The organism is Streptomyces sp. NPDC059850, from assembly GCF_042731515.1.
In the GTDB taxonomy this organism is placed as follows: domain Bacteria; phylum Actinomycetota; class Actinomycetes; order Streptomycetales; family Streptomycetaceae; genus Streptomyces.
The window spans coordinates 111,265-135,980 of record NZ_JBHWJI010000004.1; the positions used below are offsets into that span (position 1 = coordinate 111,265).

The window sequence follows — 24,716 nt, forward strand, 5'->3', positions numbered from 1 at the left end:
GCTCAGTGGCTCCCGGGACCGGCGGCGGGCAGGACGAGCCGGAAGACGCTTCCGCGTCCGGTGGCGGTTTCGAGTTCCAGCCTGCCGCCGTGTCCCTGTGCGATCGCGCTCGCGATGGCCAGGCCGAGGCCGGAACCGCCGTGCTGGTGGGAGCGGGACGGGTCGGCCCGGTAGAAGCGCTCGAAGACCCGGTCGGCCGCTTCCGGGGGCAGACCGGGGCCCTGGTCGGCCACTTCGAGCACACAGATCCGGGCCCCTTCCCGCAGCGGTGGCGAGGGGCTCGTACGGCCCGGGCGGTCCGTGCCACCGGTCGTGGGACCGGCCCGCCCGGCCCCGACCCGTACGTCCACCCGCGTACCGGGCGGGGTGTGGCGGAGCGCGTTGGACAGGAGGTTGCCCGTGACCTGGCGCAGCCGGTGGGGGTCGCCGGTCGTCTCCACGACGTCCAGTTCCGCTTCGTCGGCGGTGTCGGCGGTGTCGGCGGTGTCGGCGGTGTCGGCGGCGCTCCCGGTGCCGAGGGGGCCCAGCCGGATCGGGTGGCCGCGGGTCTGGTGTGCCGTCGCGCTCACGGAGTCGGCGGCGACAGAGAGCAGGTCGACGGGTTCGCGGCGGTAGTCGGGTTCCTTGTCCAGCTTGGTCAGCAGCAGAAGGTCGTCCACGAGCAGGCTGATGCGCTCGGCGTTCTGGGCGATCAGCCGGTCGCCCTCGCGCCGTTCGGCGCTGGACCGCTCCTCGTGTCGCAGGGCCAGTTCGGCGAAGCCCTGGATGGAGGTGAGCGGGGTGCGCAGTTCGTGTCCGGCGTCGGCGACGAACCGGCGCAGCCGGTCCTCGGAGAACTCCCGTTCGCGCAGGGCCTGTTGGAGCCTGTCCAGCATGGTGTTCAGTACGGTGCCGAGGCGGCCCGTCTCGGTGCGGGGGTCGGTGTCCGGCAGCCGGGGGCTCAGATCACCGGCCGTGATGTCCTGCGCGGCCCGCTCCATACGGGTCAGCGGCAGCAGGCCGATGCGGACGACCCACCGGCTGAGCGCGATCAGGCCGGTGACGGTGGCCGCCAGCACGATGACGTTGAGCCACAGCAGTTTGGCGGTGGCACCGTCGAACGTGTCCAGGGGCAGCGCGACCACGTACGAGGTGCGCTCGGGGCCCGTCTTCTTCTGGATCCGCCAGTGTCCGTCGCCGGACACGGCCGGGACGGTGCCAGGACGGCCCTTGGACAGCCACAACTCGCCTATGGAAGCTGGCAGTTGCGGCCCCGGAGCCTCGCCGCCGCCGAGGATGCCGCGCCGGTGCCCTGACGCGCCGTAGAAGGTGATGCGGAAGTCGGAGGGCAGGGTCACCGAGCCGGGGTCCGGGGGCCGGGGCATCTGCTCGGAGCCGATATCGCGGGAGAAGGTGTGCGGCGGCAATTGGAAGTCGTCGAGCTGCTGGTCGACGCGGTCGAGCAGCCATGAGCGCAGCACCAGGAACCCGATGGCCTGGGCGGCGAGGACCGCGACGGCGGCCAGCAGCGCCGCGCCCCACACCAGACGGCTGCGCAGCGACGCGGGCCGTCCGCCACGCAGACCGGTGAGGCGGATCATCCGTCGGCCCGCTGCTGGGTGTGGTCGCGCGGCAGGCGCAGGCAGTAGCCCACGCCCCGCTCGGTGTGGATGAGCGGCGGATCGAGGTGGTCGATCTTGCGCCGCAGATAGCGCACATACGTCTCCACGATGCGGGCGTCGCCGGAGAAGTCGAAGCCCCACACGCGGTCGAGGATCCGGCTCTTGCTCAGCACCCGGTTGGCGTTCTCCAACAGCAGGGTGAGCAGCTTGAACTCGGTGGGGGACAGCGCGATGTACTGCCCCGCCCGGTGCACCTCGTGTGCCCGCTCGTCCAGTTCGAGGTCCGCGTAACGCAGCACCTCGGTATCGTCCTCGCCCGCGCCGTACGGCACATCGTGACCCGTACGGCGCAGGATGGCGCGGATGCGCAGCAGCACCTCCTCGATGCTGAACGGCTTGCCGACGTAGTCGTCGCCGCCCGCACCGAGACCGGCGATACGGTCGCCCACCTCGGTACGGGCCGTCAGGAACAGGACCGGTGTCCGCACCCCCACCACACGAAGATTCCGGGTGATCTCGAAACCGTCGAGGTCGGGCAGCATCACATCGAGCACCAGCAGATCCGGGCGGAACCGCTCGACCTCCAGCAGGCCGTCACGGCCGGTGGCGGCGCTGCTCACCTGGTATCCGGCCAGGCCCAGGGCCGACTCCAGCAACAGGCGGATGCCGGGGTCGTCCTCGACCACGAGGATGCGGTGGGTGAGCTGGGTGGCGGGCTGCTCGGCCATGGTGCGTGGTGGTCCGTTCTGCCGTCGCTTACTTCGATTTCGTGGCGGCGCAGTCGTACAGGCTGGTGGCGATGCCCATCATGCCGGTGGAGCCGCCTGACCCGCCGCCGTAGGCGGAGGCGGGGACCTTGGCGCAGTGGTCGCCGATCCACTGGGTGCGCTGGGTGGCGGGGCTGTCGGCGCCGCCCATCATGGCGCCGGGGCCCACGCCGCGCGAGCCCGGCTCGGAGCCCAGGACGTAGCGCAGCTCGCCCTTTTCCGTCCACGTCCGCAGCTGGCGGACGGAAGGCGCGTCGTCGGTGCCGATGAAGCCGCCCATGCCGATGACCGTGGCGTCGCTGTTCAGGATGTACGAGGACGCGGCCATGGCGCCCCCTTCGGCGGCGAGGCTGATCCGGGCGGAGCCGGAGTGTTCGACCGCGTAGTCGAGGATCTTGCGCTGATCGGCGCTGAGGCCGGTGCCGCCCATGAGCCGCGCCATGCCGCCCATGCCGTCCGCGCCACGCAAGTTTCCGGCGCCACCGCTGTCGTTGCCGCCACTGCCGCCGCCGAGGTCGGGCATCCCCGAAGGCGCGCCCTTCGGCTGCTTGCCCGAGCCCGCGCCCGGCATGCCACCCGGGCCGCCACCCGGGCCCCCGGGCAGTTCGAACCCACCCGGGCCGCCACCGGGGCCCCGGCCGAACGGCATGCCCCCGGAGATGGCCGGTCCGGCCGTGGGATTGGCGCCGCCCATCGCGGACGTCGTCCCCGGCACGCTGACCGCCCAGGCGCCGGGCGCCAGCAGCACCGCCAGGACGGCGCCGCCCAGCGCGGCCGGGAGCAGCCGGTGCGCTCGGCCCGCGAGCAACAGGAGCGCGGTCGCGCCGAGTCCGGCGGCCGCCACCGGCCACGTCAGCCAGCCGTTCCAGGACGGCTCCCGCTCGATCAGCACCACCGCCCACACCACGGTGACCAGCACGGCCCCGGCCCCCGTCGGCAGGGCCCAGCGGGCACCGGCCCGGTGGGCGCGGGCCAGCGCGGTCGCGAGGCCCGCGGTGAGCGCGGCGACGGCGGGGGCCAGCTGCGTCGTGTAGTACGGGTGGAACGTGCCCTCCTGGGTGGCGAACACCAGCCCGCACACCACCAGCCATGTCCCCCACAGCACCCACCCGGAGGTGGCCAGTGGTTCGCCGGTGGCCGTCTCACCGCGTCGGCGCAGCAGCGCGACGGCCGCCGCCACGCCCAGCGCCACCGCGCAGAGCGGCAGCAACCAGCTGATCTGGCCGCCGACTTGGTCGTTGAAGAGCCGCCCGGCACCGGCCGCGCCACCGAAGGACACCCCGCCCATACCCCCGGTGGCGCCGTTCTCGCCGAAGATCCGGCCGAGCCCGTTGTAGCCGATGACCAGGTCCCAGGCCGAGCCGTCCTCGCTGCCGCCGATGTACGGGCGGTCGCCGGGCCACAGCGCCACCATGGCCACCCACCACAGCGAGGACACCGCCAGCACCGCACCCGCGATGAGCAACCGGCGCACCCGTACGAGCCACGTCCCGGCCGCCCCGGCGAGCCACGCCGCCGCGAGGGCCGGGATCACCATCCAGGCGGCCAGCATCTTCGTCAGAAACCCGGCGCCGACGAGGAAGCCACTGCCGCACAGCCACCACAGCGCGCCCCGGCCGGACGGTGTCTCCAGGGCCCGGGTCAGCGCGTACGCGGCCGCGACCAGGGTCAGCACGAGCAGCGTGTCCGGGTTGTTGTCGCGGTTGATGGCCACCGTGATGGGCGTGAGGGTCAGCACCAGCGCGGCGAGCAGCCCGGCGCCTTCGCCCGCCCAGCGGCGTACCGTCCGGTGCAGGACGAACACCGCCGCGGCACCTTCCAGCACCTGGGGCAGGAGCATCGCCCAGCCGTGCAGGCCGAACACCTTGGTGCTGAGGACCTGCGGCCACAGCGCGGCCGGTGGCTTGTCGACGGTGAGCACCCCGGCCGGGTCGTACGCGCCGAAGACGACGTTGGTCCAGCTGCCGCCCATCGACTTCACCGCGGCCGCGTAGTAGCTGTTGCCCCAGCCGAGCGAGCCGGGGGCCCAGCCGTAGAGCGCCGCGGCCAGCAGCAGGATCGCGCCGAGCGCGGCCGGGGCGGCCCGGCGGGGGCCGTGTGACGTTCGGGTCATGGTGCGCTTCGCTTTCCTGAGGGGGGTACGGAGACTCACGGGCGCCGGAAGACGGCCAGCCGCAGCACCAGGAAGCGCACGGCGGTGACCAGCACGGAGGAGGCGGCCAGGACGAGCGCTTCGGCGCCCGTCGAGCCGTCCGGGCTGCTCTGGCGGTACAGCAGTACGGCGGCGGAGGTGACGAGGTAGCCCAGGACGAACAGGGCGCCCGCGCCCAGGTGTGCCCGTCCCACACCCGTCTCCGACCAGCGGAACGTGAGGCGGCGGTTGGCCTCGGTGTTGAGCACGGTGAGCACCAGCAGCGACACGAGGTTCGCCAGCACCGGCGGCCACCAGCCGCGCAGCAGCCAGTAGAGCAGCGCCTGTCCGATGGTCGAGACGATGCCGATGGCGACGAAGCAGCCGACCTCCCAGGTGAACCGGGACCGGCCGGTGTCGGGGGCCAGCACCGCGTCCGGGTGTTCGGCGGCCGGGGCGGGACGGCGCGGCAGCGCGACCCGGGCGGCGCCGGACGCCTTCAGCCGCGCCATCCGGTACAGGCCCCGCAGGTCGTCGGTGGCGGTGCCGACGACGTCGACCCGGGTGTCCACGTCCTCGATCCAGTCGACCGGGACCTCGTGGATGCGCAGCCCGTTGTGCTCGGCCAGCAGCAGGAGTTCGGTGTCGAAGAACCAGGCGTCGTCCCGCGTCTTCTCCAGCAGCGGGCGCAGCACCTCCGTACGGGCCGCCTTGAAGCCGCACTGCGCGTCGCTGAACCGGGCCCCGTGGGTCAGCCGGATCAGCCCGTTGTAGCAGCGCGAGATCGCCTCGCGGCGGGGCCCGCGCACGGTCCGCGCGCCGGACGCCAGCCGACTGCCGATGGCCAGGTCGGAATGGCCGCTGGCCAGGGGCGCGATCAGGGGCAGCAGCCCGTCGAGCCCGGTCGACAGGTCGACGTCCATGTACGCGACGATGTCGGCCTCGCTGGCGCCCCACACCGTACGCAGCGCCAGGCCACGGCCCTTGCGGTCCAGGTGGAACACGTCCACGCCGGGCAGTTCGCGGGCCAGTTCCATCGCCACCTCGAAGGTGCGGTCGACGCTGGCGTTGTCCGCCACCGTGATCCGCCAGGGGAACGGCAGTTGCTCACGCAGCTTGGTGTGCAGGGTGCGCAGGCAGCCGGGCAGGGCCCGCTCCTCGTTGTAGACAGGCACGACGAACTCAACGGTGGTGGTGCCACGAGCGATGCTCGGGCCATGGGATGTCTGGGGCATGGGGCAGAACCCTGGCGGCCCAACCAGGGAACTCCGCGACAGCGAGCTGGGAATTCGCCGAGAGTCCGCTGAGTCCTCGCTGAGAACTGTCGGCGAGGTCCGGGCGAGTGGTACCGCGGTACCACTGGCAGGCCGAAGTGTCCCCCGCGGTCCCAGTCCCGCGACCGGTGGCGCTCGTAGCGTCGAACGCATCAGTCGCGAGAAAGGCCCACCCATGATCGAAGCGCGTGAGTTGACGAAGCGGTACGGGGACAAGACGGTGGTCGACCGGTTGAGTTTCACCGTCAAGCCCGGTGAGGTGACCGGCTTCCTGGGTCCCAACGGCGCGGGCAAATCCACCACCATGCGCATGATCATCGGCCTGGACTCCCCCACCGGCGGCTCGGTCACCGTGGGCGGACGCCCGTACGCCCGCCACGCCGCGCCGTTGCGGGAGATCGGCACGCTGCTGGAGGCCAAGTCCGTCCACCCGGGGCGCACCGCGGTCAGCCATCTGATGACGCTCGCGCACACCCACGGCATCCCGCGCCGCCGGGTGGACGAGGTGATCGAACTGGCCGGACTGGGCAGCGTGGCCGACAAGCGCGTGGGCGCCTTCTCGCTCGGCATGGGCCAGCGGCTCGGCATCGCGGCGGCACTCCTCGGCGACCCGGCGGTCGTCATGCTCGACGAACCGGTCAACGGCCTCGACCCGGAGGGCGTGCTGTGGGTGCGCAATCTCCTGCGCGGGCTGGCCGACGAGGGCCGGGCCGTGATGCTCTCCTCGCATCTGATGAGCGAGACCGCGCTGATCGCCGACCATCTGGTGATCATCGGACGTGGCCGCCTGCTCGCGGACACCACGGTCGACGGCTTCACCCAGGAGGCCGGTGGCGGGGGCGTGAAGGTCGCCACTGCCGAGGCCGTGAAACTCCGCGCGCTGCTGGCGGGTCCCGAGGTCACGATCGCCTCCTCCTCCGACGAGGAACTGCTGGTCACCGGACGCGACGCCCGCGAGATCGGCGCGATCGCCGCCCGGCACGGGGTGCCGCTGTACGAACTCACCCCGCACTCCGTGTCGTTGGAGCAGGCCTTCATGGATCTCACCCGCGACTCCATCGAATACCACAGCGCTCCCGCCGAGACCGACCGAAAGGCCGCCTGATGTCTGCCACCACCCTTTCCCCTTACAAGGTGACCGGCCCGCGGGTCCTGCGTGCGGAGTGGGCCAAGTTCTGGTCGCTGCGCTCCAGCTGGATCACCCTGGGCGTGGCTGTGGTGCTGCTGATGCTCTTCGGGGCGATCGCCAGCTACACGTACAGCCCCGGCGCCGTCGCGACCGGCGGTCCGCCTGGCCCGGGAAGCACCGGCGCCGACAGCGACCCCGTCAGCCTGGCCCTGACCGGTGTGTCCTTCGCGCAGCTTGCCATCGGCGTGCTCGGGGTGCTGCTCTCGGCGGGCGAGTACAGCACCGGCATGATCCGCTCCACCCTCGCCGCCGTCCCGCGACGGCTGCCGGTCCTGTGGTCCAAGAGCCTGGTGATCGGACCCATCGCCGTGCTCCTCACCACCCTCGGCGCGCTGGCCGCGTTCCAGCTGGGCACCCCGGGCCTGGACGGTGAGAAGATCGCGCTCGCTCTGGGCGACGACGGTGTGCTGCGCAGCCTGGCCGGTGCCGGGGTCTACCTCGGCCTGGTGGCCGTGTTCGGCGTCGCCCTGGGCGTGCTGATCCGCTCCTCCGCCGGGGCCATCGCGGCGCTGGTCGGGACCCTGCTCATCCTCCCCGGCCTGGCCTCGCTGCTGCCCGACTCGATGTACGACACGCTCAGCCCCTATTTCCCCAGCAACGCCGGATCGGCCGTCTACGCCCTGCACCAGGCCACGAACTCCCTCTCACCCGGCGCCGGGCTCGCCGTCTTCGCGGGCTGGGTGCTGCTGACCCTCGCCGGGGCCGCCTTCCGGCTCGCCCGTACCGACGCCTGACCAGGGCGGGAGGACAATGGTGGCGATGAGTCCGGAACACGCGGCAGCCGCCGCGGACACCGCCCGGGGGACGGCGCTCCCGCCGTCCCCCGGGTTCGACGCCGCCTGGGCGCATCCGGTCCTGGGCCGTCTGCTGCGCGGCCAGCGGGAGCGGCAGCGGCTGGACCGGCGGCATCCGTGGCTGCTGGACACCGCCGTGGTGCTGTTCGTCGTCCTGGTCAGCGTGCCCGACCTGCTGTGGGGCAGTGGCAGCTCGCCCTTCGGGGACACGGACTCCCGCGACCAGCTGCCGTCCGCCGTCCCGTTCGTCTTCACCGCCGCGCTCGCCGTGCCGCTGTGGTGGCGGCGCAGGGCTCCGGCCGCCACCTTCTTCGTGATCGCGCTGGTGTCCCTGGCCCAGTGGTCGCTGGGCCTGTGGCTGCCGTCCGGTATCAGCGCCCTCATCGCCCTGTACACCCTGGCCCGGCAGGGTTCGCTGCGGGTGCTGGGCTGGGCCGCCGCGCTGGCAGCCACCAATGTGGTGCTGGCCGTGTGCGTCCTGGTGCCGGTCCGCCATCCGCTGCCCGGCGTGTTCTTCCTGCTGGGGACGGTGACGGCGGCCACCGCCGTCGGCCTGACGCTCCGTATCCGCCGGATGTATCTGGCGGCACTGGAGGACCGGGCCAGGCGGCTGGAGGTCGAACAGGAGCAACGTGTCCGGCTCACCGCCGCCGCCGAGCGGTCCCGGGTGGCCCGCGAGATGCACGACATCGTCGGCCACAACCTCTCCGTCATGGTCAGTGTCGCGGACGGCGCCGCGACCCTCGCCGCCACCAGGCACGAGCGCTCCGCCGAGGCGCTGCGCATCCTCGGCGACACCGGCCGCCAGGCCATGGACGAACTGCGCCGGGTGCTGGGCGTCCTGCGGGAGGAGCAGGAGGACGCGACGTCGCTCAGCCCGCAGCCGGGGATCCGCGATCTGGACCCGCTGCTGACGCGGGTGCGGGCGGCGGGGCTGGCGGTCACCTACCGGACCGTGGGCGGTCTCGACGCCCTGGGCGACGGCGTACAGCTCACCGTGTACCGCGTCGTCCAGGAGGCGCTGACCAACACGCTCAAGCACGCGGGGACGGGCTCCGCCGCCGAGGTCACCGTGGCCGCCGACACCGGCACCGTACGGATCCGGGTGGCGGACACCGGACCACCGCCGGGCGCGCCGACCGGCGCGGACGCGGGCTCAGACGGCACCGGACAAGGACACGGCCCAGGACACGGCCTGGTCGGCATCCGCCAGCGGGCCGCCATGTACGGCGGCGCCGTCACCATCGGCCCGCGCGGCAGCGGACACGGCTGGCTCGTGGACGTCGTGCTCGACGTGCCGTCCGCCCCGGCGGCACCAGGAGAGCGGCTGCCATGACCACCGTGCTGATCGCCGACGACCAGCCGCTGCAGCGCCTCGGCTTCAGCATGCTCCTGGAGGGCACCCCCGGCCTGACACCGGTCGGCCAGGCCGAGCACGGCGCCGAGGCCGTCCGGCTCGCCGCGGAACTGCGCCCCGACGTCGTCCTCATGGACATCCGCATGCCCGGCATGGACGGCCTGGAGGCGACACGCCGGATCGTCGCCACCGGCGGCCGCACCCGGGTGCTGATCGTGACCACCTTCGACCTCGACGAGTACGCGTACGAGGGGCTGCTGGCCGGGGCCAGTGGCTTTCTGCTCAAGGACGCCCGCCCCGAGGAGGTCGTGGCGGGCATCCGCGCGGTCGCGACCGGCGACGCCGTCGTGGCTCCACGGCTGACCCGGCGGCTGCTGGACGCCTACGCCCACCAGGTGCTCGCACCGCCCGGTGCGCCCGCGCCCGAGGATCCCCGGCTACGGGCGCTCAGCGACCGCGAACGGGAGGTGCTGGTCGCCATCGGCCAGGGCTGGACGAACGCGGAGATCGCGGAACGGCTCGTCCTCACCGAGTCCACGGTGAAGAAGCACGTCGGCCGGGTCCTCGCCAAGATCGGGGCCCGCGACCGCGTCCAGGCCGTGATCACGGCGTACGACACCGGGCTGGTCAGGGCGAAGCCGTAGGCGGCGGTGCGTCGCATACTGGCCACATGGCTGCTGCGGCGGGGCGGGAAGGTGAGGCGTTCCGGGAGTTCGTGCGGTTCACGCCCCGGCTCGGCGGGATGGTCGCGTCCGCGGTGGGCTATCGCACCGGCGGGCTGCCACCGGCCGTGCACCGGGGGCTGCCCTCCCCCTGGCTGACGTTGATCTTCTCGCTGGACGGCCCCGTGACCAGCGGGTTCACCCTGGAGCAGGCGCGGGGCGCGGACGCGGTGCGGACCGACATCGTCGTGGGCGGGCTGCACCAGAGCCCGGCGTACATCATCCAGCCGGAGCACGAGAGCGGAGTGCAGCTGGCCGTGCATCCGCTGGCGGCACGCAGGCTGCTCGGCCTTCCCGCGGGCGCGCTCGCGGAGCAGCTCGTGGTGTCGGGGACGGAGGTGCTGGGCGCGCGGGCCGCGGAGATCCACGAGCGGATGCGGGAGCGGCAGGGGTGGGAGGAGCGGTTCGCCCTCCTCGGCTCGTATCTGAGGGCGCGCGCGGCCGGGACGGACGGGGCCGCGCCGGTCCGACGCGAGGTGGTCGAGGCCTGGGCGTGGCTGGCCCGGCACCGGGGCGCGGGGACGCTGCGCGGGCTGGCCGAGCACGTGGCGCTCAGCCCTCGGCGGCTCACGGCGCTCTTCCGTGCCGAGACCGGTCTGAGCCCGAAACAGGCCGCCCGGCTGATGCGGTTCGAGCACGCCAAGGCCACCGTGGCCGGGGTCGTCGCCGCGGGCGGCTCGCCCGATCTGGCGCGGGTCGCGGCCGACTGCGGCTACTACGACCATTCGCATCTGGTGCGGGACTTCCGCCAGTACACCGGTGTCAGCCCCACGGCCTGGCTGGCCGAAGAGTGCCGGAATATCCAAGCGGGCGGGCACCGGAACGGCGAAGAGTGAAAGGCATGAACACCATGGAAAACCAGCAGCGTGCCCCGAGCGTCTGGCCGACCCTCCAGGCCCATGACGCGCCCGCCCTGATCGACTTCCTCGTCGGCACGGTCGGCTTCCTGCGCACCGCCGTGTACGAGGACGGCGACCGGGTGGCACACGCCCAGCTCGACTGGCCCGAGGGCGGCGCCATCATGCTCGGCTCCCACAAACCGGACAGCGCGGATTGGTGTCTGCGGCCGGGCACCTTCGGCGCCTACGTGGTCACCGACCACGTCGACAACCTGTATCAGCGGCTGAGCGCGGCGGGGGTGAAGGTCATCCGGGAGATCGCGGACCAGCCGTACGGCAGCCGCGAGTTCGCGATCGCCGACCCCGAGGGCAACAAGTGGTCCTTCGGCACCTACCGGGGCGAGCCCCGCCCGGCGGGCTGACCCGCCACGTGGCCGCCCGCCGGGCGAAGGCCTCTCCGGCCACCTGCGGCAGGTGGCCGGAGAGGCCCGGTCACGGCATCAGCCGAGGTTGAAATCGAGGTTGGTCACATACCAGGCGTCCTTGATCTTGGTGGACTCCACCTTCACATCCAGCTGCCCCGGCTTCACCCCGGTGGAGTTGGACACGATGACCTTGTCGAGCGTCTGCCCGTCGATGGTGATCTTGTCGGCGGGAATCGTCGCCTTGTCCCCGGTGGCCGGGGTCTTGGCGACCTCCACCTTCGGCTCGCCCGGGGACTGCTTGGGCGTGAACGACTCATGGAACCTTGTGACGCTCTCGCGCATCTGCCGCACCTCGGGCGCGTTACCGCTACACCTCTCCGGGGTGCCGACCTGCGCGGGCGACGACCCCTGGGCCGGGGCCGCCATCACCAGACACCCTTCCTTCGGCTTCTTCTGCACGACCGCGGTGACCCACGTGGCCACCGCCTCCTCGGCCGTGGTCTGGCGGGGCTCCGAGGCCTGCGAATCCGCCGACCCCTCCCCCTTCTTCTCCGCCCCGGCGCCGGTCGAGTTGCTCGCCACCGGCTTCTTCTCCACGGTGCCGGAGTCCGATTCCGCCTCCTTGGAGCAGCCCGTGACCCCGACGACGGCCGCCACCACGGCGGCCCCGGCGATCCAGCGGATGGTTCTGTTCCTGTAGCCCTCTGACACGCTTTCAGGAGCCTTTCCGTAGACATCTATACGGCCGATGTCACCCCGAGGCGTCTCTGACCGAGACGCCACATCGCCCATGGAGACGAGCGGGGCGGTCGAATGGTTCGCCGCCCCGCCCCACTCGGCGTCGCGTGTGACTGGCCACGAACCCTGACCGACTGACAAGATCATTTTGGATGACACCGCACACCGGCAAGCGAAGGGCGGACATTTGTCCGAGAAGTTCGGCCACGAGGAGTACGACTACATCATCGTCGGGGCCGGTTCGGCCGGTTGCGTGCTCGCGGCGCGGCTGTCCGAAGACCCGGAGAGAACGGTCCTCCTCCTGGAAGCCGGGGCGGCGGACACCAAGGCGGAGCTGGCCGTGCCACCCGCCTGGCCCGCGCTGTGGGGTACGGAGGTCGACTACGCGTACACCACCGTGCCGCAGGCCGGTACGGGCGGCCTGGCGCAGCCGTGGCCCCGGGGCCGGACGCTGGGCGGTTCGAGCGCCATCAACGCGATGGTGTTCCTGCGCGGACACCGCAACGACTTCGACCGCTGGGCGGCGGCCGGTTGCGCGGGATGGGGGTACGACGCGCTCCTGCCGTACTTCCGGCGGATGGAGACCGTCACCGGTAAGGACCCGGAGTTCCGCGGCGACAGCGGCCCGATGCGTCCGGCGCAGGCGCGGGACGGCAACCCGCTCTCGCAGGTCTTCGTCGATGCCGCCGCGTCGGCCGGGCACCCGACGACCGACGACTTCAACGGCGCCGACCAGGAGGGCGCCGGATGGCACGACCTGAGCATCGCGGACGGCGAGCGGCAGGGCACCGCCACCGCCTATCTGCACCCGGTCAGCGCGCAGCGGCCGAACCTGACGGTGTCCACCGACTCGCGCGCGCACCGGCTGCTCGTCGAGGGCAACCGGTGTACGGGCGTGGAGTTCCGGCGGGGCGGTGAGCCGGTCACCGCGCACGCCCGTGGCGAGGTGATCCTCAGCTCCGGCGCCGTCGACTCGCCCCGGCTGCTTCTGCTGTCGGGCATCGGACCGGCCGACGAACTGCGGCGGGCCGGGGTGGACGTCCGCCACGACCTGCCCGGTGTGGGGCGCAATCTGCACGACCATCCGCTGTGCGGGGTCGTCTACGAGGCGAGCAGGCCGGTGCCGGACGGACTCACCAACCACGCCGAGACCTCGATGCTGTGGCGCAGCGACGCGTCCGCCGAGGGCCCCGACATGCAGCTGATGTTCATTCATGTGCCGTTCCACCCACCGGGCATGGAGGCACCGCAGAACAGCTTCACCCTCGGAGTGGCGACCGTGCCCGAGAGCCGGGGCTCGGTACGCATCGCCGACGCCGACCCAAAGACGCCGCCGCTGATCGATCCGAACTACCTCGGCGAGGAGTCGGACGTCCGGCGCATGCTCCACGGCATCGAGGTGGCGCGGGACATCGCGGCCGCGGGCCCCTTCGCGGCGTGGCGCTCGCGCGAGGTGCTCGCCGGGGACGACGTCAAGGACGAGGCGGGGCTGCGCGCCTTCCTGGCGCGCGGCACCGGCACGTACTACCACCCCGTGGGCAGCTGCGCGATGGGGGTCGGCGAGGACGCCGTGGTCGCCCCGGATCTGACCGTGCACGGCCTTGAGGGGCTGCGGGTGGTGGACGCGTCGGTCATGCCGACGATCGTCTCCGTCAACACGAACCCCGCGACGATCGCCATCGCGGAGAAGGCGGCCGACCTCATCCGCCAGGCGGCGTAGGCCGCCCTCCTTCCGGGCCCCCATTTTTTTCGGGCCCCGGAAGGAGGCACCGGTCCGGCGCCGGGCCGCGCCCATGCGGGGCGCGGCCCGCTCGGCGACCCTGGGGGGTGTGACCCACCAGCCCCCTGCGCATGACGCGCGGAGCAGGCCGCCGACCGGTGCCGCACGCGTCGACTACAGCGGCGCGGTGTACGGCTCGCTGCTCGCCGCCTCCGTGGTGGCCGGTGTCGGCACACTCGGCTCGTATCCACGGCTGGAACTCGTACTGCTCCTGCTGTGTACCGGTGTGGTGTTCTGGGCCGCGCACGTCTTCTCCCGCCTCTTCGGCGTCCGGATGGCGCAGGAGCCCGGAAGCCGGGCGACGGTTCGCCGCGTGTGCGCCGACGAGCGGCCCATCCTCGAAGCGGCTGTTCCGCCAGCCGTCGCCGTGGCGATCAGCCCGCTCTTCGGGCTGGGCGTCGAGGGCGCGGCATGGCTGGCGCTCGGTGTCGCGCTGGCGGGGCAGGTCGGCTGGGCAGCGCTGGCCGCCGTCCGTGTCGGCGCCCCGCGCCGTCTGGTCCTGATCGCCGGTGCGGCCAATCTGCTCCTCGGCTTGGTCATCGTGATCTTCAAAGTCGCGCTCCAGCACTGACCCGACGCTGACCCGACGCCGATACAGGCGGTCGGGCCGACGCGGAGGGCGCCGGGACACTTCCGGGAAGGTCGTGTTCATGTCACGCTATGGGAGCGCTCCCATAGCGTGACCACACGCCATCCTCAAAGGAGAGACATGGCTCTTCCACAACGGCACGGCCGACGCCGCGTGACGGCACTCGGGCTCGGGCTCCTGGCCGCCACCGTCATGACGATGGCCGGGACCGCCGGTGCGGCGACCGGCCCCGTTCAGGACCGGACGGCGCCCGGATCCGCCAAGACCCCGACCGCGACCGGCTCCGCCAAGACCCCGACCGCGACCGGCTCCGCCAAGGCCTCCACCCTGGGCGCCCAAGCGGCCCAGTCCGGGCGGTACTTCGGGGCCGCCGTGGCCGCGGGCAAGCTCGGGGACGCCACGTACACGGGGATCCTGGGCCGGGAATTCAACATGGTCACCCCGGAGAACGAGATGAAGTGGGACACGATCGAGCGCTCCCGCGGCTCGTTCAACTTCGCTCCCGCCGACCAGATCGTCAACCACGCCACCTCGCGCGGACAGCGATTACGGGGACACACCCTGGTCTGGCACTCCCAGCTGCCCAGCTGGGTCAGCTCCATCGGCGACGCCACCACCCTGCGCAGCGTGATGAAGAACCACATCACCACCACGATGGCCCACTACAAGGGCAAGATCTACGCGTGGGACGTGGTGAACGAGGCGTTCGCCGACGGCGGCAGCGGCCAGCACCGCCCCTCGGTGTTCCAGAACGTGCTGGGCAACGGCTTCATCGAGGAGGCCTTCCGCGCCGCACGGTCGGCCGACCCGGCTGCCAAGCTCTGCTACAACGACTACAACATCGAGGACTGGAACGCCGCGAAGACCCAGGCCGTCTACCGCATGGTGCGCGACTTCAAGGCGCGCGGGGTGCCCATCGACTGCGTCGGCCTCCAGGCCCACTTCGGCACCGGTGGCCCGCCGTCCAGCTTCCAGACCACTCTGTCCAGCTTCGCCGCCCTCGGCGTGGACGTGCAGATCACCGAGCTGGACATCGCGCAGGCGCCGACGACCGCGTACGCGAACACCGTCAAGGCCTGCATGAACGTCCCGCGCTGCAACGGCATCACCGTCTGGGGCATCCGGGACCGCGACTCCTGGCGCGCCGGGGAGAACCCGCTGCTCTTCGACAACAACGGCAACAAGAAGCCCGCCTACAACGCCACGCTCACCGCGATGGGCGGCACCCCGGCGGCCAAGGCCACACCCAAGACCACACCCGAAACCACGCCCAAGAACGCGTCCGCACTGCCCTCCACCTTCCGCTGGAACTCCAGCGGCATCCTGATGTCCCCGAAGCCGGACGCCACCCACAACATCGCCGGGCTCAAGGACCCGACGGTGGTCCGCCACAACGGCAAGTGGCACGTGTTCGCCAGCGTCGCCAGCGCCTCCGGCTACAACCTGGTCTACCTGAGCTTCACCGACTGGTCCCAGGCGGCCTCGGCCACCCATCACTACCTGGACCGCAGCGGCATCGGAACCGGCTACCGGGCCGCGCCGCAGGTGTTCTTCTTCGCCCCCAAGAACACGTGGTACCTGGTGTACCAGACCGGGAACGCCTCGTACTCGACCAACAGCGACATCAGCAACCCGAACGGCTGGAGCGCCCCGCGCCACTTCTACTCCTCGATGCCGGACATCATCAAGCAGAACATCGGCAACGGCTACTGGGTGGACATGTGGGTGATCTGTGACAGCGCCAACTGCTACCTGTTCTCCTCCGACGACAACGGTCACCTGTACCGCTCGCAGACCACCCTGGCCCAGTTCCCGAACGGGTTCACCAACACCGTCATCGCGGCCCAGGACTCCAACAAATACGCCCTGTTCGAAGCGAGCAACGTCTACAAGGTGCAGGGCAGCAATCAATACCTGCTGATCGTCGAGGCGATCGGATCGGACGGCAAACGCTACTTCCGCTCCTGGACCTCCGGCAGCATCGCGGGCTCGTGGACCCCGCTGGCCGCCTCCGAGAGCAACCCCTTCGCCCGGGCCAACAACACCACCTTCCCCGCAGGCGCCTGGACCAAGGACGTCAGCCACGGCGAGCTGATCCGCGCCGGAACCGACCAGACGCTCACCGTCGACCCGTGCCAGCTCCAGTACCTCTACCAGGGCATGAACCCGAACGCCAGCGGTGACTACAACACCCTCCCATGGCGCCTCGGCCTCCTCACCCAGACCAACTCCACCTGCTGACCCACCGGAAACCGGCGCAGGAGCCCCGGAACCCCCAGCGCAACCCGGCAATCAGCCCAGAAAGCTCAGCCGGACCTTGCGGTGGGGGTTGTCCAGGCTGGCGTCCGCCAACCTCCGTACCGATCACGAGTCGTAGCGCTTGGTTACCACCATCGTCGTCATCGCCGGGTTCCGGCGCTTGGATCGTCAAGTAGAAACCGTCAGAATCGTACGGCTCCGCGAAGATCTCGCTGCTGGGGTCATCCAGTGAAGCCCACATGCCGACACACCGGAAGTGGGCTGTGACCAGCACCCGGAGGTCGGCGACAGCCTTCTCCCGCTCCTCCGTGGTGAACGCCGCCGGCGCCTGGTGAAGCCGTAGGCAAACGTACTCGTACCACAGACTGTGGGCGCCGCTGAGAAGATCGGCACGAGCAGCAGCGTCTGTCAGCGCCGCAAGGTGCTTGCGCGGGTAGTAGTCCAGTCGCTGTTCCCGGCGGTCGCGGACGCTGACAGGGACGGTGGCGAGGGCGCTTTCCGACGCTCCGTACCTCAAGACGACTGGGGGTGGCTCAGGTACTATTCCAAGCTCCATTCCGCCTGCAGGCTAAACAAATGCGGTGCGCGCCAGAAGCGGATTATCACTCCCGCTCAGGCGGGAAGGACGCCTCGCGCGGGCGCCGCAAGATATCAGCCGAGGAACGACAGCCTGACCTGACGGCGCGGGTTGTCGCGGTTGGTGTCGACCAGGCACACCGACTGCCACGTGCCGAGCGCCAGGCTGCCGCCGATGACCGGGAGGGTGGCGTGGGGCGGGACGATGGCCGGGAGGACGTGGTCGCGGCCGTGGCCCGGGGAGCCGTGGCGGTGGCGCCAGCGGTCGTCGGCGGGGAGCAGGTCGCGGAGGGCGGCGAGGAGGTCGGTGTCGCTGCCCGCGCCCGTTTCCAGGATCGCGATACCGGCGGTGGCGTGCGGGACGAAGACGTTGAGCAGGCCATCGGCGCCCCGCGCCACCTCGCGCAGATACGCCTCGCAGTCGGCGGTGAGGTCGGCGACGGTCTCGGTGCCGCCGGTGGTGATGTCGAGTGTGTGGGTGCGGAAAGTAGCCATGACTCCATCCTCGTACGTGCTCGCTTTAAAACTCCCGCAACAAAGGTCCGAGGGGCAAGACGCCGTTGACCTGTGCCGGACGTCGTCGCTAGCTTCGAGGACATGCCTACGTCAGCCCTGCTCACCACGCGCGGTCATATCGACCTGCTGCGGGTGGCGTCCGCCACGTGTCCCGGCGCCTGCTGACTTTTTCGCGTACCTCCCCCTCCTTCTCGTTCTCGCCGTACCGCGCTGACCGCTGAACACGTCATGCCGTGCGGGCGCCGAGGCGTATCCCCTCCCTGGAGTCCCCGTGTCCCCGGTTCTTCTCGAACCGGTCGTGCCCCTGTCCGCGCGCCGCCGCACCGTACCCCGTTGGCTGCGCCGCACGACCGGTCCTCTTCTTCTGCTGGTGCTCTGGCAGGTGTGCAGCGCGACCGGTGTGCTGCCCGCCGACATGCTCGCCGCGCCCGGCACCATCGCCGGTACCGCCTCCGGTCTGCTCCGGGACGGCACGCTGCCGCACGCCATGCTGGTGTCGGTGCAGCGGGTGCTGAACGGGCTGGTCATCGGCGGGATCGTCGGGGTCGGGCTGGCGCTGGTCTCCGGTCTTTCGCGGCTCGGTGAGGACCTGGTCGACGCGACCGTGCAGATGCTGCGCAGCATCCCCTGGGTCGGGATGATCCCCCTGTTCATCATCTGGATGGGCATCGGCGAGGCGCCGAAGATCGCGCTCATCGCGCTCGGTGTCGCGTTCCATCTGTATCTGAACGTGTACGCGGGCATCCGCGGCGTGGACGCGCAGCTCATCGAGGCCGGAAACGCGCTGGGACTCGGGCGCTGGGGGCTGATCCGCCATGTCGTACTGCCCGGGGCGCTGCCCGGGGCCATGACCGGGCTGCGGTACTCGCTGGCCACCGCCTGGCTGGCGCTGGTCTTCGGCGAGACGATCAACGCGGACGACGGGATCGGCTTCCTGCTCAACCGCGCGCGGGAGTTCTTCCAGACCGATGTGATCGTGGTCTGCCTGATCGTCTACGCCGCCCTCGGCCTGCTCGCCGATTTCATCGTCCGCACTCTGGAGAGGCTGCTGCTGCAATGGCGACCGACCTTCACCGGCAAGTGACACACGTCGAAACGGCTGATGACGCCGTACGGGTCGGCTCACTCACCCGCTCCTTCGACGGCCGCGCCGTCATCGACAACCTCGAACTGACCATCCAGCAGGGCGAGTTCGTGGCACTGCTCGGCCGCAGCGGCTGCGGCAAGTCGACGCTGCTGCGCGTACTGGCCGGGCTCGACCGGGAGATCGAGGGCGAGGTGCTGGTGCCGCGCCGCAAGGCCGTCGCCTTCCAGGCGCCCCGGCTGATGCCGTGGAAGAAGGTGTGGCGCAATGTGCTGCTCGGACTTCCCGGCCGCCCGGGGCGGGAGGTCGCCGAGAAGGCGCTGGAGGAGGTCGGGCTCGGCCACCGGACCGACGCATGGCCCAAGACCCTGTCCGGCGGCGAGGCGCAGCGCGCCTCGCTGGCCCGGGCGCTGGTGCGCGAACCCGATCTGCTGCTGCTCGACGAGCCGTTCGGCGCGCTGGACGCGCTGACCCGGATCACCGCACAGCGGCTGGTCGCCGAGTTGTGGCAGCGGCGCGGCTGCGCGGTGCTGCTGGTGACGCACGACGTCGAGGAGGCGTTGCTGCTCGCCGACCGGGTGCTGGTGATGGACGGCGGTGTCATCGCGCACGAGGTCCGGGTGAACCGGGACCGGCCGCGTGACATCGGCGATCCGTACCTCACGGACCTGCGCGCCGAACTGCTGGACCGGCTGGGCGTGGACGCGCCCGAGACCGCCGAGGTGGAGAAGGTCGCGTAACCAGTCGCGTCACCACCCCTCACCCCCCGTCCCCTCTTGTACGACCCTCACGAACGGAACCCCGCTGACATGAGACGGCGAATCCTCCCGGCCCTGCTCATCTCCCTCGCTCTGCCGCTGTCCGCATGCGTCAGCTCGAACACCCAGAACGCGTCCTCCGGCTCCGGCGGCCACGTCGACGGCAAGGGCGATGTGACGCTCAACGTCGGCGACCAGAAGGGCAATGACGAGGCGGTGCTGCGCGCCGCCGGTGAGCTGGAGAACCTCCCGTACAAGATCAAGTGGTCGACGTTCACCTCCGGCCCGCCGATCCTGGAAGCCGTCAGCGCCAAGGCCGTGGACATCGGCGGCGTCGGCAACACCCCGCCCGTCTTCGCCGCAGCCGCCAAGTCCAAGATCAAGATCGTGGGCGCCAAGCACGGCACGGCCGACGGCGAGGCGATCGTGGTGAAGAAGGGCTCGCCGCTGAAGAAGACCGCCGATCTCAAGGGCAAGAACGTGGCGGTGGCGCAGGGCAGTTCGGCCCACTACCAGCTCGTCGCCTCGCTCGCGAAGGCCGGGCTCTCGATCAAGGACGTCAAGGTCAGTTTCCTGCAGCCCGCCGACGCGCTGGCGGCCTTCAAGGGCGGCAAGGTGGACGCCTGGGCCATCTGGGACCCGTACACCGCACAGGCGGAGCGCCAGGCGGACGCGCGGGCCATCACCACCGGCAAGGGGGTGACCAACGGCCTCAACTTCCAGGTCGCCAACCCGGCCTCCCTCGACGACAAGAAGAAGACGAAGGTCATCAAGGACTACCTGGAGCGGCTGCGCCGGGCCCAGAACTGGGTCTACAAGCACCCCGAGGCGTGGGCCAAGGTGTGGGGCAAGGAGACCGGGCTGCCATACGACGTGGCGCTGGACTCCGTGAAGCGGACCAACGGCACCCGCGTGTACACCGCCGTCGACAAGCCCGCCATCGCCTCCGAGCAGCAGATCGCGGACACGTTCGCCAAGCTGAAGCTCACCCCGCGCCGCTTCAACTTCTCGGACTACGTGGACACCCGCTTCAACGGCGGTCTGCCGCCGTCCAGCACCGCGCCGCGCACCTTCCCGAAGGGCTCCTGATGTCCGCCCATCTCCACTGGTTCCTGCCCACGGGCGGAGACGGGCGCAGCCTCGTCGACCGGCACGCCTACACCGGCGGTGACCGTTCGCGCATCACGCCGGTGAGGGGCGTCCGGACACCGGACATCGACTACCTCACGCAGATCGCCAAGGCCGCCGAACACCTGGGGTTCGAGGCGGTGCTGACCCCGACCGGCACCTGGTGCGAGGACGCCTGGCTGACGACGGCCGCACTCGCCCAGCACACCGAGCGGCTGAAGTTCCTGGTGGCCTTCCGGCCGGGACTGATCTCACCGGTGCTGGCCGCGCAGATGGCGGCGACGTACCAGCGGATCACCCGGGGGCGGCTGCTGCTCAACATCGTCACCGGCGGTGACTCCGCCGAGCAGCGGCACTTCGGCGACCATCTCGACCATGACCAGCGATACGCCCGCACGGCGGAGTTCCTGGAGGTCGTACGGGGGGTGTGGGGCGGCAAGCCCTACGACTTCGACGGCGAGCACTACCAGATCGCGGGCGGACTGACCGCCGTACCGCCGGACCCCCTGCCGCAGATCTTCTTCGGCGGCTCCTCCCCGGCCGCCGGGCCGGTCGCCGCCCGGCACACGGATGTCTATCTGACCTGGGGCGAACCGCCCGCCCAGGTCAAGGAGAAGATCGACTGGATCCGGGGGCTCGCGGAGCGGGAGGGCCGGGAGGTCCGGTTCGGCATCCGGCTGCACACCATCGCGCGTGACTCCTCGCGCGAGGCGTGGGCCGTCGCCGACCGGCTGCTGGACGATCTCGACCCGCAGGCAGTCGCCGGGGCCCAACAGGCCCTGGGGCGCAGCGAGTCGGTCGGCCAGCAGCGGATGCTGGCCCTGCACGGCGGTTCGCGCGACAAGCTGGAGATCTCGCCCAACCTGTGGGCGGGGATCGGGCTGGTGCGCGGCGGCGCGGGCACGGCCCTGGTGGGCAGCCACGCGGAGGTGGCCGACCGGATCGAGGAGTACCACGCCCTGGGCGTCGAGCACTTCATCCTCTCCGGCTACCCGCACCTGGAGGAGGCGTACTGGTTCGGCGAGGGCGTGACACCGGAACTGGCCTCGCGCGGCCTGGTGGCGGACACCCCGGCCCCGGGCGGCGCCCCGCTGCTGGTCGCCGGGGGCCGGTAGGCCGTACGAACGTCCGTGGCCGGGCCCGCCGTTGGGGTCAGGACCACCCATGTGGTCAGGACCACCCATGTGGTCAGGACCCTCCCTCGACGAACATCAGCCTGCGGTCCAGGGCGTCCTCGCGGATCTCCAGCGCCTCGGCGTACTCGGGCGACGCGTACCAGCGGCGGGCCTCGGCCATGGAGGGGAACTCCAGGATCACCATCCTGCGCTCCTCCGGCCACTCCCCCTCCACCGCGTCCGGACGGCGGCCCCGGGCGAGGAAGCGGCCGCCGTACTGGGCGATCGAGGCAGTGGCCAGCTCTCGGTAGGCAGCGGCGCGCGACTCGTCGAGCACCTCGACCTCGGAAATGACATACGCAGGCATTTCGCCCCCCATGTCTCTTGTCGGACAGATGTCCTGGAAGGTACCACCGAACCGGCCGAGGTGATCACGCTGTCGGCATCCATCCCGGCCTAGGGGCTTTCGTTTGGATCACCGGGCGGACCAGAGGAAGATGCCAGCGATGTGGAGTCCGGCGAGGTTCGCTCGACGATGTTGCGCTGCTTGTAGGCCTCGCGGTCGAAGGCCGGGGGCCTGCCGCCTCGGCTGCCCCCGTCGCAGCCGGTGGCCACGTTGGTCGGCCGGGACCGGGATCACTGCCCGGATGCCGCGCTTGCGCACGTGGTCGCGGATGCCGCGGAATGAGTGGGCCTTGTCCGCCAGGACCATGTCCGGCCTGGTGCGCGGACGGCCACGCCGTCGGGGAACCCGGAGGCGGGCCATGACGTGAGGGAAGGCCAGGGGCATCACCGGCCTGTCCGGCAGTGAGCACGAACGCGAGGGGGCGGCACCGGGCATCCGCTGCGAGGTGGATCTTCGTGGTCAGTCCGCCGCGTGACCGGCCGGTGGCGTGGTCGGGCGCTTCGGCGTCCGGTCCGGGAGCAACGGCTCGATTCGCGCCCGTCACGCGGCGGGGCCCCTACTGGCCAAGATCATTCCTTAGCGTTAATGGCTGTGCCGTTGTTCCCCGAGACCGGTTTCCAGTCCTGAACGAGGAGCCCGAGGAGTACCTCGTCCAAGAACTCGCCCAGCACCCACGCCGAGGAGCGCAGTACGCCCTCGCGGATGAAGCCGTTGCGTTCGGCGGAGCGCAGCATGGCGTGATTGTCCGCCAGTGTCTCGATCTGCAGCCGCTGCAGGCCGCGGACCACGAAACCGTAGTAGCAGAGCGTCGCGACCACGTCCGTGCCGTAGCCCTTGCCGCGTGCCGCCGGCAGTAGCCCGAGTCCGATGTGGGCGGACCGGTGGTGGTTGTCGATGCTCCACAGCGTCGCGGTGCCGACCAGGGCGCCTCCTTCCAGCTCCACCACGGAGAACGCGACGCTGCCTTGCGCCGTGTCGTCCACCACGAGCCGCGAGTCCTTCGAACCGGGTGAGATCGGCCGCCACGGCCCGGCCTCGGCCCGCGCGGAGTTGACCACGTCGTCGTAGAGCTCGGTCCGCAGAGTGGGGATGTCGTCCTCGTGCCGGGCCCTCAGCCCGATCTTGCCGCCCTTTAACATGCGTGCTTCCTATCCGACTTGGCTCGCCTACGGCAAACGAATATATGGACAGCCCGAGTTGACGCGGTGGCGGCGGCAGCAGTCGTTGGGCGAGACGCCCGAAAACCGGTGGCATGGCCCCGTCGCGCGTCGCGCACTGCGCGCCGTGCTGGTTCTTGCTGCGGACTTTCTCACTGAAACCGGTGTACTTCTTTGCTCACCAACTGGGTGCTCACACCCACCTGCCTGCCCATCGTTCTCCGCCGTTGCCACAGGTGCGCTTCCGGACCTCACGGTCCTGGAGCGCATGAACGTCCGCTCCGTACGGCCTGATCTGCTGGAGCGGATGCACGACAACGACCACGGTCTGGCAGCCGAGTTGCTGCAGGATCCGGTCGTGCGGCGCCGTAACCGCATCGCCCTCGACTGGGACGGAGCCTGGCGTCTCGGCCGTGCGGCTAAGCGTCAAACACTCCGGCGACTTCACCTTCCTGCTCAAGCGCTGAGCCCGGCGCACCCAGCTCTCCCGGCTCGGCAACCGGTGCCCGCTACCCGGCGTCAGATCGCTCCGGCTCGCTCCCGCGTAGAAGCGCACGAGATCGATGCCCCGGCAAACCTCACCGACCGTCTCCGACCTGGGCTTCCCCCGTGCCAGCCTGCTCGGCCGCCACGTACTGTTCGGCGTTGTCCTCCATCAGGGACGCGAAGGCCAGCAGCCGTGATCCAAACGATGCCGCCTAGTAGCTGTCGTAGCTGGGCTTACCGTTCGGCCGGTAGACGCCGACGATGGTGCCGCCCTTCGTCGTCGAGACACTGACCGGCTCCAGCGCAGTGGGGATCGCTCCGTCGGCGAACAGCCGCTTGCCGGTGCCGATGATCACCGGATGGATGGTCAGCCGGTACTCGTCGACGAGGCCGTGCCGCATGAGGGTCTGGGCGAGGTCGCCACTGCCCACGACGTTGATGTTGCCGCCGTCGGACGCTTTCAGCTTGCGTACGGCATCGACGATGTCGCCCTCCAGCAGCGTGGAGTTCTGCCACTCGACGGATGTCAGGGTCCGAGACGCCACGTACTTGTGCATGCTGTTCATCCGATGGGTGAACGGGTTGTCGGGATCGGCGGTCGGCCAGTACGACGCGAAGATCTCGTACGTCTTGCGGCCGAGCAGCATCGCGTCGGAGGACTCGTACCAACCGGCGATGGCCGTGCCGACCTCGTCGTCGGCCACCGGCTTCTGCCAGCCGCCGTGCTCGAAGCCGCTCTGAGTGTCCTCGTCCGGACCGCCCGGCGCCTGCATGACGCCATCCAGCGTCAGGAACGTGCAAACGATGATCTTGCGCATGGTGCGCTCCCTTCGTCGACGGGTAGACCGCACAGCCACCGGAAACTCATCGGCGGAACTTCCGCGGCGCAGCACCAGGGCCGTCGCCTGGATCACCCCGGCTGTGAAGTGCGGTACCTCTTGGCCGACCCGAGGGGGTCTGATCCGCAGAGGGTGGTGCGGGCGCCCACCGCCAGGCATCGCCACCCGCCCGAAAATCTGTGGAAC

Annotated in this window: 23 protein-coding genes and 2 pseudogenes; 15 read left to right on the forward strand and 10 right to left on the reverse strand. The window is 70.9% G+C overall.

Features of this window, described 5'->3' with window-relative positions; all coding sequences use genetic code 11:
* Positions 1-2 precede the first annotated feature (2 nt).
* From ACFV9T_RS04810 to ACFV9T_RS04825, 4 genes are read right to left on the reverse strand one after another with little or no spacing between them, the layout of a single operon-like run.
* Positions 3-1,580 carry a sensor histidine kinase gene (locus ACFV9T_RS04810; protein WP_385436652.1) on the reverse strand — a complete coding sequence of 526 codons (1,578 nt, stop codon included), beginning with the start codon at positions 1,578-1,580 and terminating at the stop codon, positions 3-5.
* Positions 1,577-2,329 carry a response regulator transcription factor gene (locus ACFV9T_RS04815; protein WP_385436653.1) on the reverse strand — a complete coding sequence of 251 codons (753 nt, stop codon included), beginning with the start codon at positions 2,327-2,329 and terminating at the stop codon, positions 1,577-1,579. Before ACFV9T_RS04815 ends, ACFV9T_RS04810 begins: the two co-directional genes overlap by 4 nt.
* Before the next feature lie 28 nt (positions 2,330-2,357).
* Complete coding sequence (locus ACFV9T_RS04820) at positions 2,358-4,481, reverse strand: ArnT family glycosyltransferase (RefSeq protein WP_385436654.1); 2,124 nt, start codon at positions 4,479-4,481, stop codon at positions 2,358-2,360.
* A 35-nt stretch (positions 4,482-4,516) separates the two neighbouring features.
* Positions 4,517-5,734: a glycosyltransferase gene (locus ACFV9T_RS04825; protein ID WP_385436655.1), complete on the reverse strand. Its 1,218-nt coding sequence runs from the start codon at positions 5,732-5,734 to the stop codon at positions 4,517-4,519.
* 214 nt (positions 5,735-5,948) lie between these two features.
* Here ACFV9T_RS04825 and ACFV9T_RS04830 point away from each other — a divergent pair, with 214 nt between their 5' ends.
* From ACFV9T_RS04830 to ACFV9T_RS04855, 6 genes are read left to right on the forward strand one after another with little or no spacing between them, the layout of a single operon-like run.
* Positions 5,949-6,878 carry an ATP-binding cassette domain-containing protein gene (locus tag ACFV9T_RS04830; RefSeq protein WP_385436656.1) on the forward strand — a complete coding sequence of 310 codons (930 nt, stop codon included), beginning with the start codon at positions 5,949-5,951 and terminating at the stop codon, positions 6,876-6,878.
* Positions 6,878-7,696, forward strand: a complete 819-nt coding sequence (locus ACFV9T_RS04835; protein ID WP_385436657.1) for an ABC transporter permease — start codon at positions 6,878-6,880, stop codon at positions 7,694-7,696. The genes ACFV9T_RS04830 and ACFV9T_RS04835 overlap by 1 nt, the downstream gene beginning before the upstream one ends.
* 25 nt (positions 7,697-7,721) lie before the next feature.
* Positions 7,722-9,092 (forward strand): histidine kinase, encoded by a 1,371-nt coding sequence (locus tag ACFV9T_RS04840; protein WP_385436658.1) that lies wholly within the window; start codon positions 7,722-7,724, stop codon positions 9,090-9,092.
* Positions 9,089-9,757: a response regulator gene (locus tag ACFV9T_RS04845; RefSeq protein ID WP_385436659.1), complete on the forward strand. Its 669-nt coding sequence runs from the start codon at positions 9,089-9,091 to the stop codon at positions 9,755-9,757. The genes ACFV9T_RS04840 and ACFV9T_RS04845 overlap by 4 nt, the downstream gene beginning before the upstream one ends.
* 26 nt (positions 9,758-9,783) lie before the next feature.
* Positions 9,784-10,671 carry a helix-turn-helix domain-containing protein gene (locus tag ACFV9T_RS04850; protein ID WP_385436660.1) on the forward strand — a complete coding sequence of 296 codons (888 nt, stop codon included), beginning with the start codon at positions 9,784-9,786 and terminating at the stop codon, positions 10,669-10,671.
* A 14-nt stretch (positions 10,672-10,685) separates the two neighbouring features.
* Entirely contained in the window at positions 10,686-11,096 is a 411-nt protein-coding gene (locus tag ACFV9T_RS04855) for a VOC family protein (protein ID WP_385436811.1), read from the forward strand.
* A gap of 78 nt (positions 11,097-11,174) precedes the next feature.
* On the opposite strand, the gene ACFV9T_RS04860 is transcribed toward ACFV9T_RS04855, so the two are convergent.
* The gene (locus ACFV9T_RS04860; protein ID WP_385436661.1) at positions 11,175-11,810 is read right to left on the reverse strand and encodes a hypothetical protein; all 636 of its coding nucleotides are present in this window, start codon (positions 11,808-11,810) and stop codon (positions 11,175-11,177) included.
* A gap of 214 nt (positions 11,811-12,024) precedes the next feature.
* On the opposite strand from ACFV9T_RS04860, the gene ACFV9T_RS04865 reads away from it, so the two are divergent.
* The 3 genes from ACFV9T_RS04865 (at position 12,025) to ACFV9T_RS04875 (ending at position 16,447) form a co-directional block, all read left to right on the forward strand.
* Positions 12,025-13,557: a GMC family oxidoreductase gene (locus ACFV9T_RS04865; RefSeq protein ID WP_385436662.1), complete on the forward strand. Its 1,533-nt coding sequence runs from the start codon at positions 12,025-12,027 to the stop codon at positions 13,555-13,557.
* Between the two features lie 109 nt (positions 13,558-13,666).
* Positions 13,667-14,188, forward strand: coding sequence for a hypothetical protein (locus tag ACFV9T_RS04870; RefSeq protein ID WP_385436663.1), 522 nt, complete (start codon positions 13,667-13,669; stop codon positions 14,186-14,188).
* A 138-nt stretch (positions 14,189-14,326) separates the two neighbouring features.
* Positions 14,327-16,447 (forward strand): non-reducing end alpha-L-arabinofuranosidase family hydrolase, encoded by a 2,121-nt coding sequence (locus ACFV9T_RS04875; RefSeq protein ID WP_385436664.1) that lies wholly within the window; start codon positions 14,327-14,329, stop codon positions 16,445-16,447.
* Between the two features lie 669 nt (positions 16,448-17,116).
* On the opposite strand, the gene ACFV9T_RS04880 is transcribed toward ACFV9T_RS04875, so the two are convergent.
* A complete protein-coding gene (locus ACFV9T_RS04880) occupies positions 17,117-17,536 on the reverse strand; it encodes a YjbQ family protein (RefSeq protein ID WP_385436665.1) in 420 nt (139 codons plus the stop codon).
* A gap of 102 nt (positions 17,537-17,638) precedes the next feature.
* Between ACFV9T_RS04880 and ACFV9T_RS04885 the strand changes: the two genes are divergently transcribed.
* From ACFV9T_RS04885 to ACFV9T_RS04905, 5 genes are all read left to right on the forward strand, one after another.
* Complete coding sequence (locus ACFV9T_RS04885; protein WP_385436813.1) at positions 17,639-17,722, forward strand: putative leader peptide; 84 nt, start codon at positions 17,639-17,641, stop codon at positions 17,720-17,722.
* Positions 17,723-17,828: 106 nt separating this feature from the next.
* Entirely contained in the window at positions 17,829-18,641 is an 813-nt protein-coding gene (locus ACFV9T_RS04890; protein ID WP_385436666.1) for an ABC transporter permease, read from the forward strand.
* The gene (locus ACFV9T_RS04895) at positions 18,614-19,381 is read left to right on the forward strand and encodes an ABC transporter ATP-binding protein (protein ID WP_385436667.1); all 768 of its coding nucleotides are present in this window, start codon (positions 18,614-18,616) and stop codon (positions 19,379-19,381) included. Before ACFV9T_RS04890 ends, ACFV9T_RS04895 begins: the two co-directional genes overlap by 28 nt.
* A gap of 69 nt (positions 19,382-19,450) precedes the next feature.
* Positions 19,451-20,488, forward strand: a complete 1,038-nt coding sequence (locus ACFV9T_RS04900) for an ABC transporter substrate-binding protein (protein ID WP_385436668.1) — start codon at positions 19,451-19,453, stop codon at positions 20,486-20,488.
* Positions 20,488-21,642, forward strand: coding sequence for an LLM class flavin-dependent oxidoreductase (locus tag ACFV9T_RS04905; RefSeq protein ID WP_385436669.1), 1,155 nt, complete (start codon positions 20,488-20,490; stop codon positions 21,640-21,642). The genes ACFV9T_RS04900 and ACFV9T_RS04905 overlap by 1 nt, the downstream gene beginning before the upstream one ends.
* A 73-nt stretch (positions 21,643-21,715) precedes the next feature.
* On the opposite strand, the gene ACFV9T_RS04910 is transcribed toward ACFV9T_RS04905, so the two are convergent.
* The 3 genes and pseudogenes from ACFV9T_RS04910 to ACFV9T_RS04920 form a co-directional block, all read right to left on the reverse strand.
* Positions 21,716-22,009, reverse strand: a complete 294-nt coding sequence (locus tag ACFV9T_RS04910; RefSeq protein WP_385436670.1) for a DUF1330 domain-containing protein — start codon at positions 22,007-22,009, stop codon at positions 21,716-21,718.
* A 158-nt stretch (positions 22,010-22,167) separates the two neighbouring features.
* Positions 22,168-22,535 (reverse strand): annotated as a pseudogene (locus ACFV9T_RS04915) (transposase); the annotation flags it as partial.
* A gap of 82 nt (positions 22,536-22,617) precedes the next feature.
* A complete protein-coding gene (locus tag ACFV9T_RS04920) occupies positions 22,618-23,187 on the reverse strand; it encodes a GNAT family N-acetyltransferase (RefSeq protein WP_385436671.1) in 570 nt (189 codons plus the stop codon).
* Positions 23,188-23,379: 192 nt separating this feature from the next.
* Between ACFV9T_RS04920 and ACFV9T_RS04925 the strand changes: the two are divergent.
* Positions 23,380-23,614 (forward strand): annotated as a pseudogene (locus ACFV9T_RS04925) (DUF1062 domain-containing protein); the annotation flags it as partial.
* Between the two features lie 289 nt (positions 23,615-23,903).
* On the opposite strand, the gene ACFV9T_RS04930 reads toward ACFV9T_RS04925, so the two are convergent.
* Positions 23,904-24,509 carry a dihydrofolate reductase family protein gene (locus ACFV9T_RS04930; protein ID WP_385436672.1) on the reverse strand — a complete coding sequence of 202 codons (606 nt, stop codon included), beginning with the start codon at positions 24,507-24,509 and terminating at the stop codon, positions 23,904-23,906.
* Positions 24,510-24,716 lie beyond the last annotated feature (207 nt).

Bases quoted from the DNA above. Each gene is read 5' to 3' on its own strand.
- ACFV9T_RS04810 (WP_385436652.1), bottom strand. From the start codon at position 1,580: ATGATCCGCCTCACCGGTCTGCGTGGCGGACGGCCCGCGTCGCTGCGC.
- ACFV9T_RS04815 (WP_385436653.1), bottom strand. From the start codon at position 2,329: ATGGCCGAGCAGCCCGCCACCCAGCTCACCCACCGCATCCTCGTGGTC.
- ACFV9T_RS04820 (WP_385436654.1), bottom strand. From the start codon at position 4,481: ATGACCCGAACGTCACACGGCCCCCGCCGGGCCGCCCCGGCCGCGCTC.
- ACFV9T_RS04825 (WP_385436655.1), bottom strand. From the start codon at position 5,734: ATGCCCCAGACATCCCATGGCCCGAGCATCGCTCGTGGCACCACCACC.
- ACFV9T_RS04830 (WP_385436656.1), top strand. From the start codon at position 5,949: ATGATCGAAGCGCGTGAGTTGACGAAGCGGTACGGGGACAAGACGGTG.
- ACFV9T_RS04835 (WP_385436657.1), top strand. From the start codon at position 6,878: ATGTCTGCCACCACCCTTTCCCCTTACAAGGTGACCGGCCCGCGGGTC.
- ACFV9T_RS04840 (WP_385436658.1), top strand. From the start codon at position 7,722: ATGAGTCCGGAACACGCGGCAGCCGCCGCGGACACCGCCCGGGGGACG.
- ACFV9T_RS04845 (WP_385436659.1), top strand. From the start codon at position 9,089: ATGACCACCGTGCTGATCGCCGACGACCAGCCGCTGCAGCGCCTCGGC.
- ACFV9T_RS04850 (WP_385436660.1), top strand. From the start codon at position 9,784: ATGGCTGCTGCGGCGGGGCGGGAAGGTGAGGCGTTCCGGGAGTTCGTG.
- ACFV9T_RS04855 (WP_385436811.1), top strand. From the start codon at position 10,686: ATGGAAAACCAGCAGCGTGCCCCGAGCGTCTGGCCGACCCTCCAGGCC.
- ACFV9T_RS04875 (WP_385436664.1), top strand. From the start codon at position 14,327: ATGGCTCTTCCACAACGGCACGGCCGACGCCGCGTGACGGCACTCGGG.
- ACFV9T_RS04880 (WP_385436665.1), bottom strand. From the start codon at position 17,536: ATGGCTACTTTCCGCACCCACACACTCGACATCACCACCGGCGGCACC.
- ACFV9T_RS04885 (WP_385436813.1), top strand. From the start codon at position 17,639: ATGCCTACGTCAGCCCTGCTCACCACGCGCGGTCATATCGACCTGCTG.
- ACFV9T_RS04895 (WP_385436667.1), top strand. From the start codon at position 18,614: ATGGCGACCGACCTTCACCGGCAAGTGACACACGTCGAAACGGCTGAT.
- ACFV9T_RS04900 (WP_385436668.1), top strand. From the start codon at position 19,451: ATGAGACGGCGAATCCTCCCGGCCCTGCTCATCTCCCTCGCTCTGCCG.
- ACFV9T_RS04905 (WP_385436669.1), top strand. From the start codon at position 20,488: ATGTCCGCCCATCTCCACTGGTTCCTGCCCACGGGCGGAGACGGGCGC.
- ACFV9T_RS04910 (WP_385436670.1), bottom strand. From the start codon at position 22,009: ATGCCTGCGTATGTCATTTCCGAGGTCGAGGTGCTCGACGAGTCGCGC.
- ACFV9T_RS04920 (WP_385436671.1), bottom strand. From the start codon at position 23,187: ATGTTAAAGGGCGGCAAGATCGGGCTGAGGGCCCGGCACGAGGACGAC.
- ACFV9T_RS04930 (WP_385436672.1), bottom strand. From the start codon at position 24,509: ATGCGCAAGATCATCGTTTGCACGTTCCTGACGCTGGATGGCGTCATG.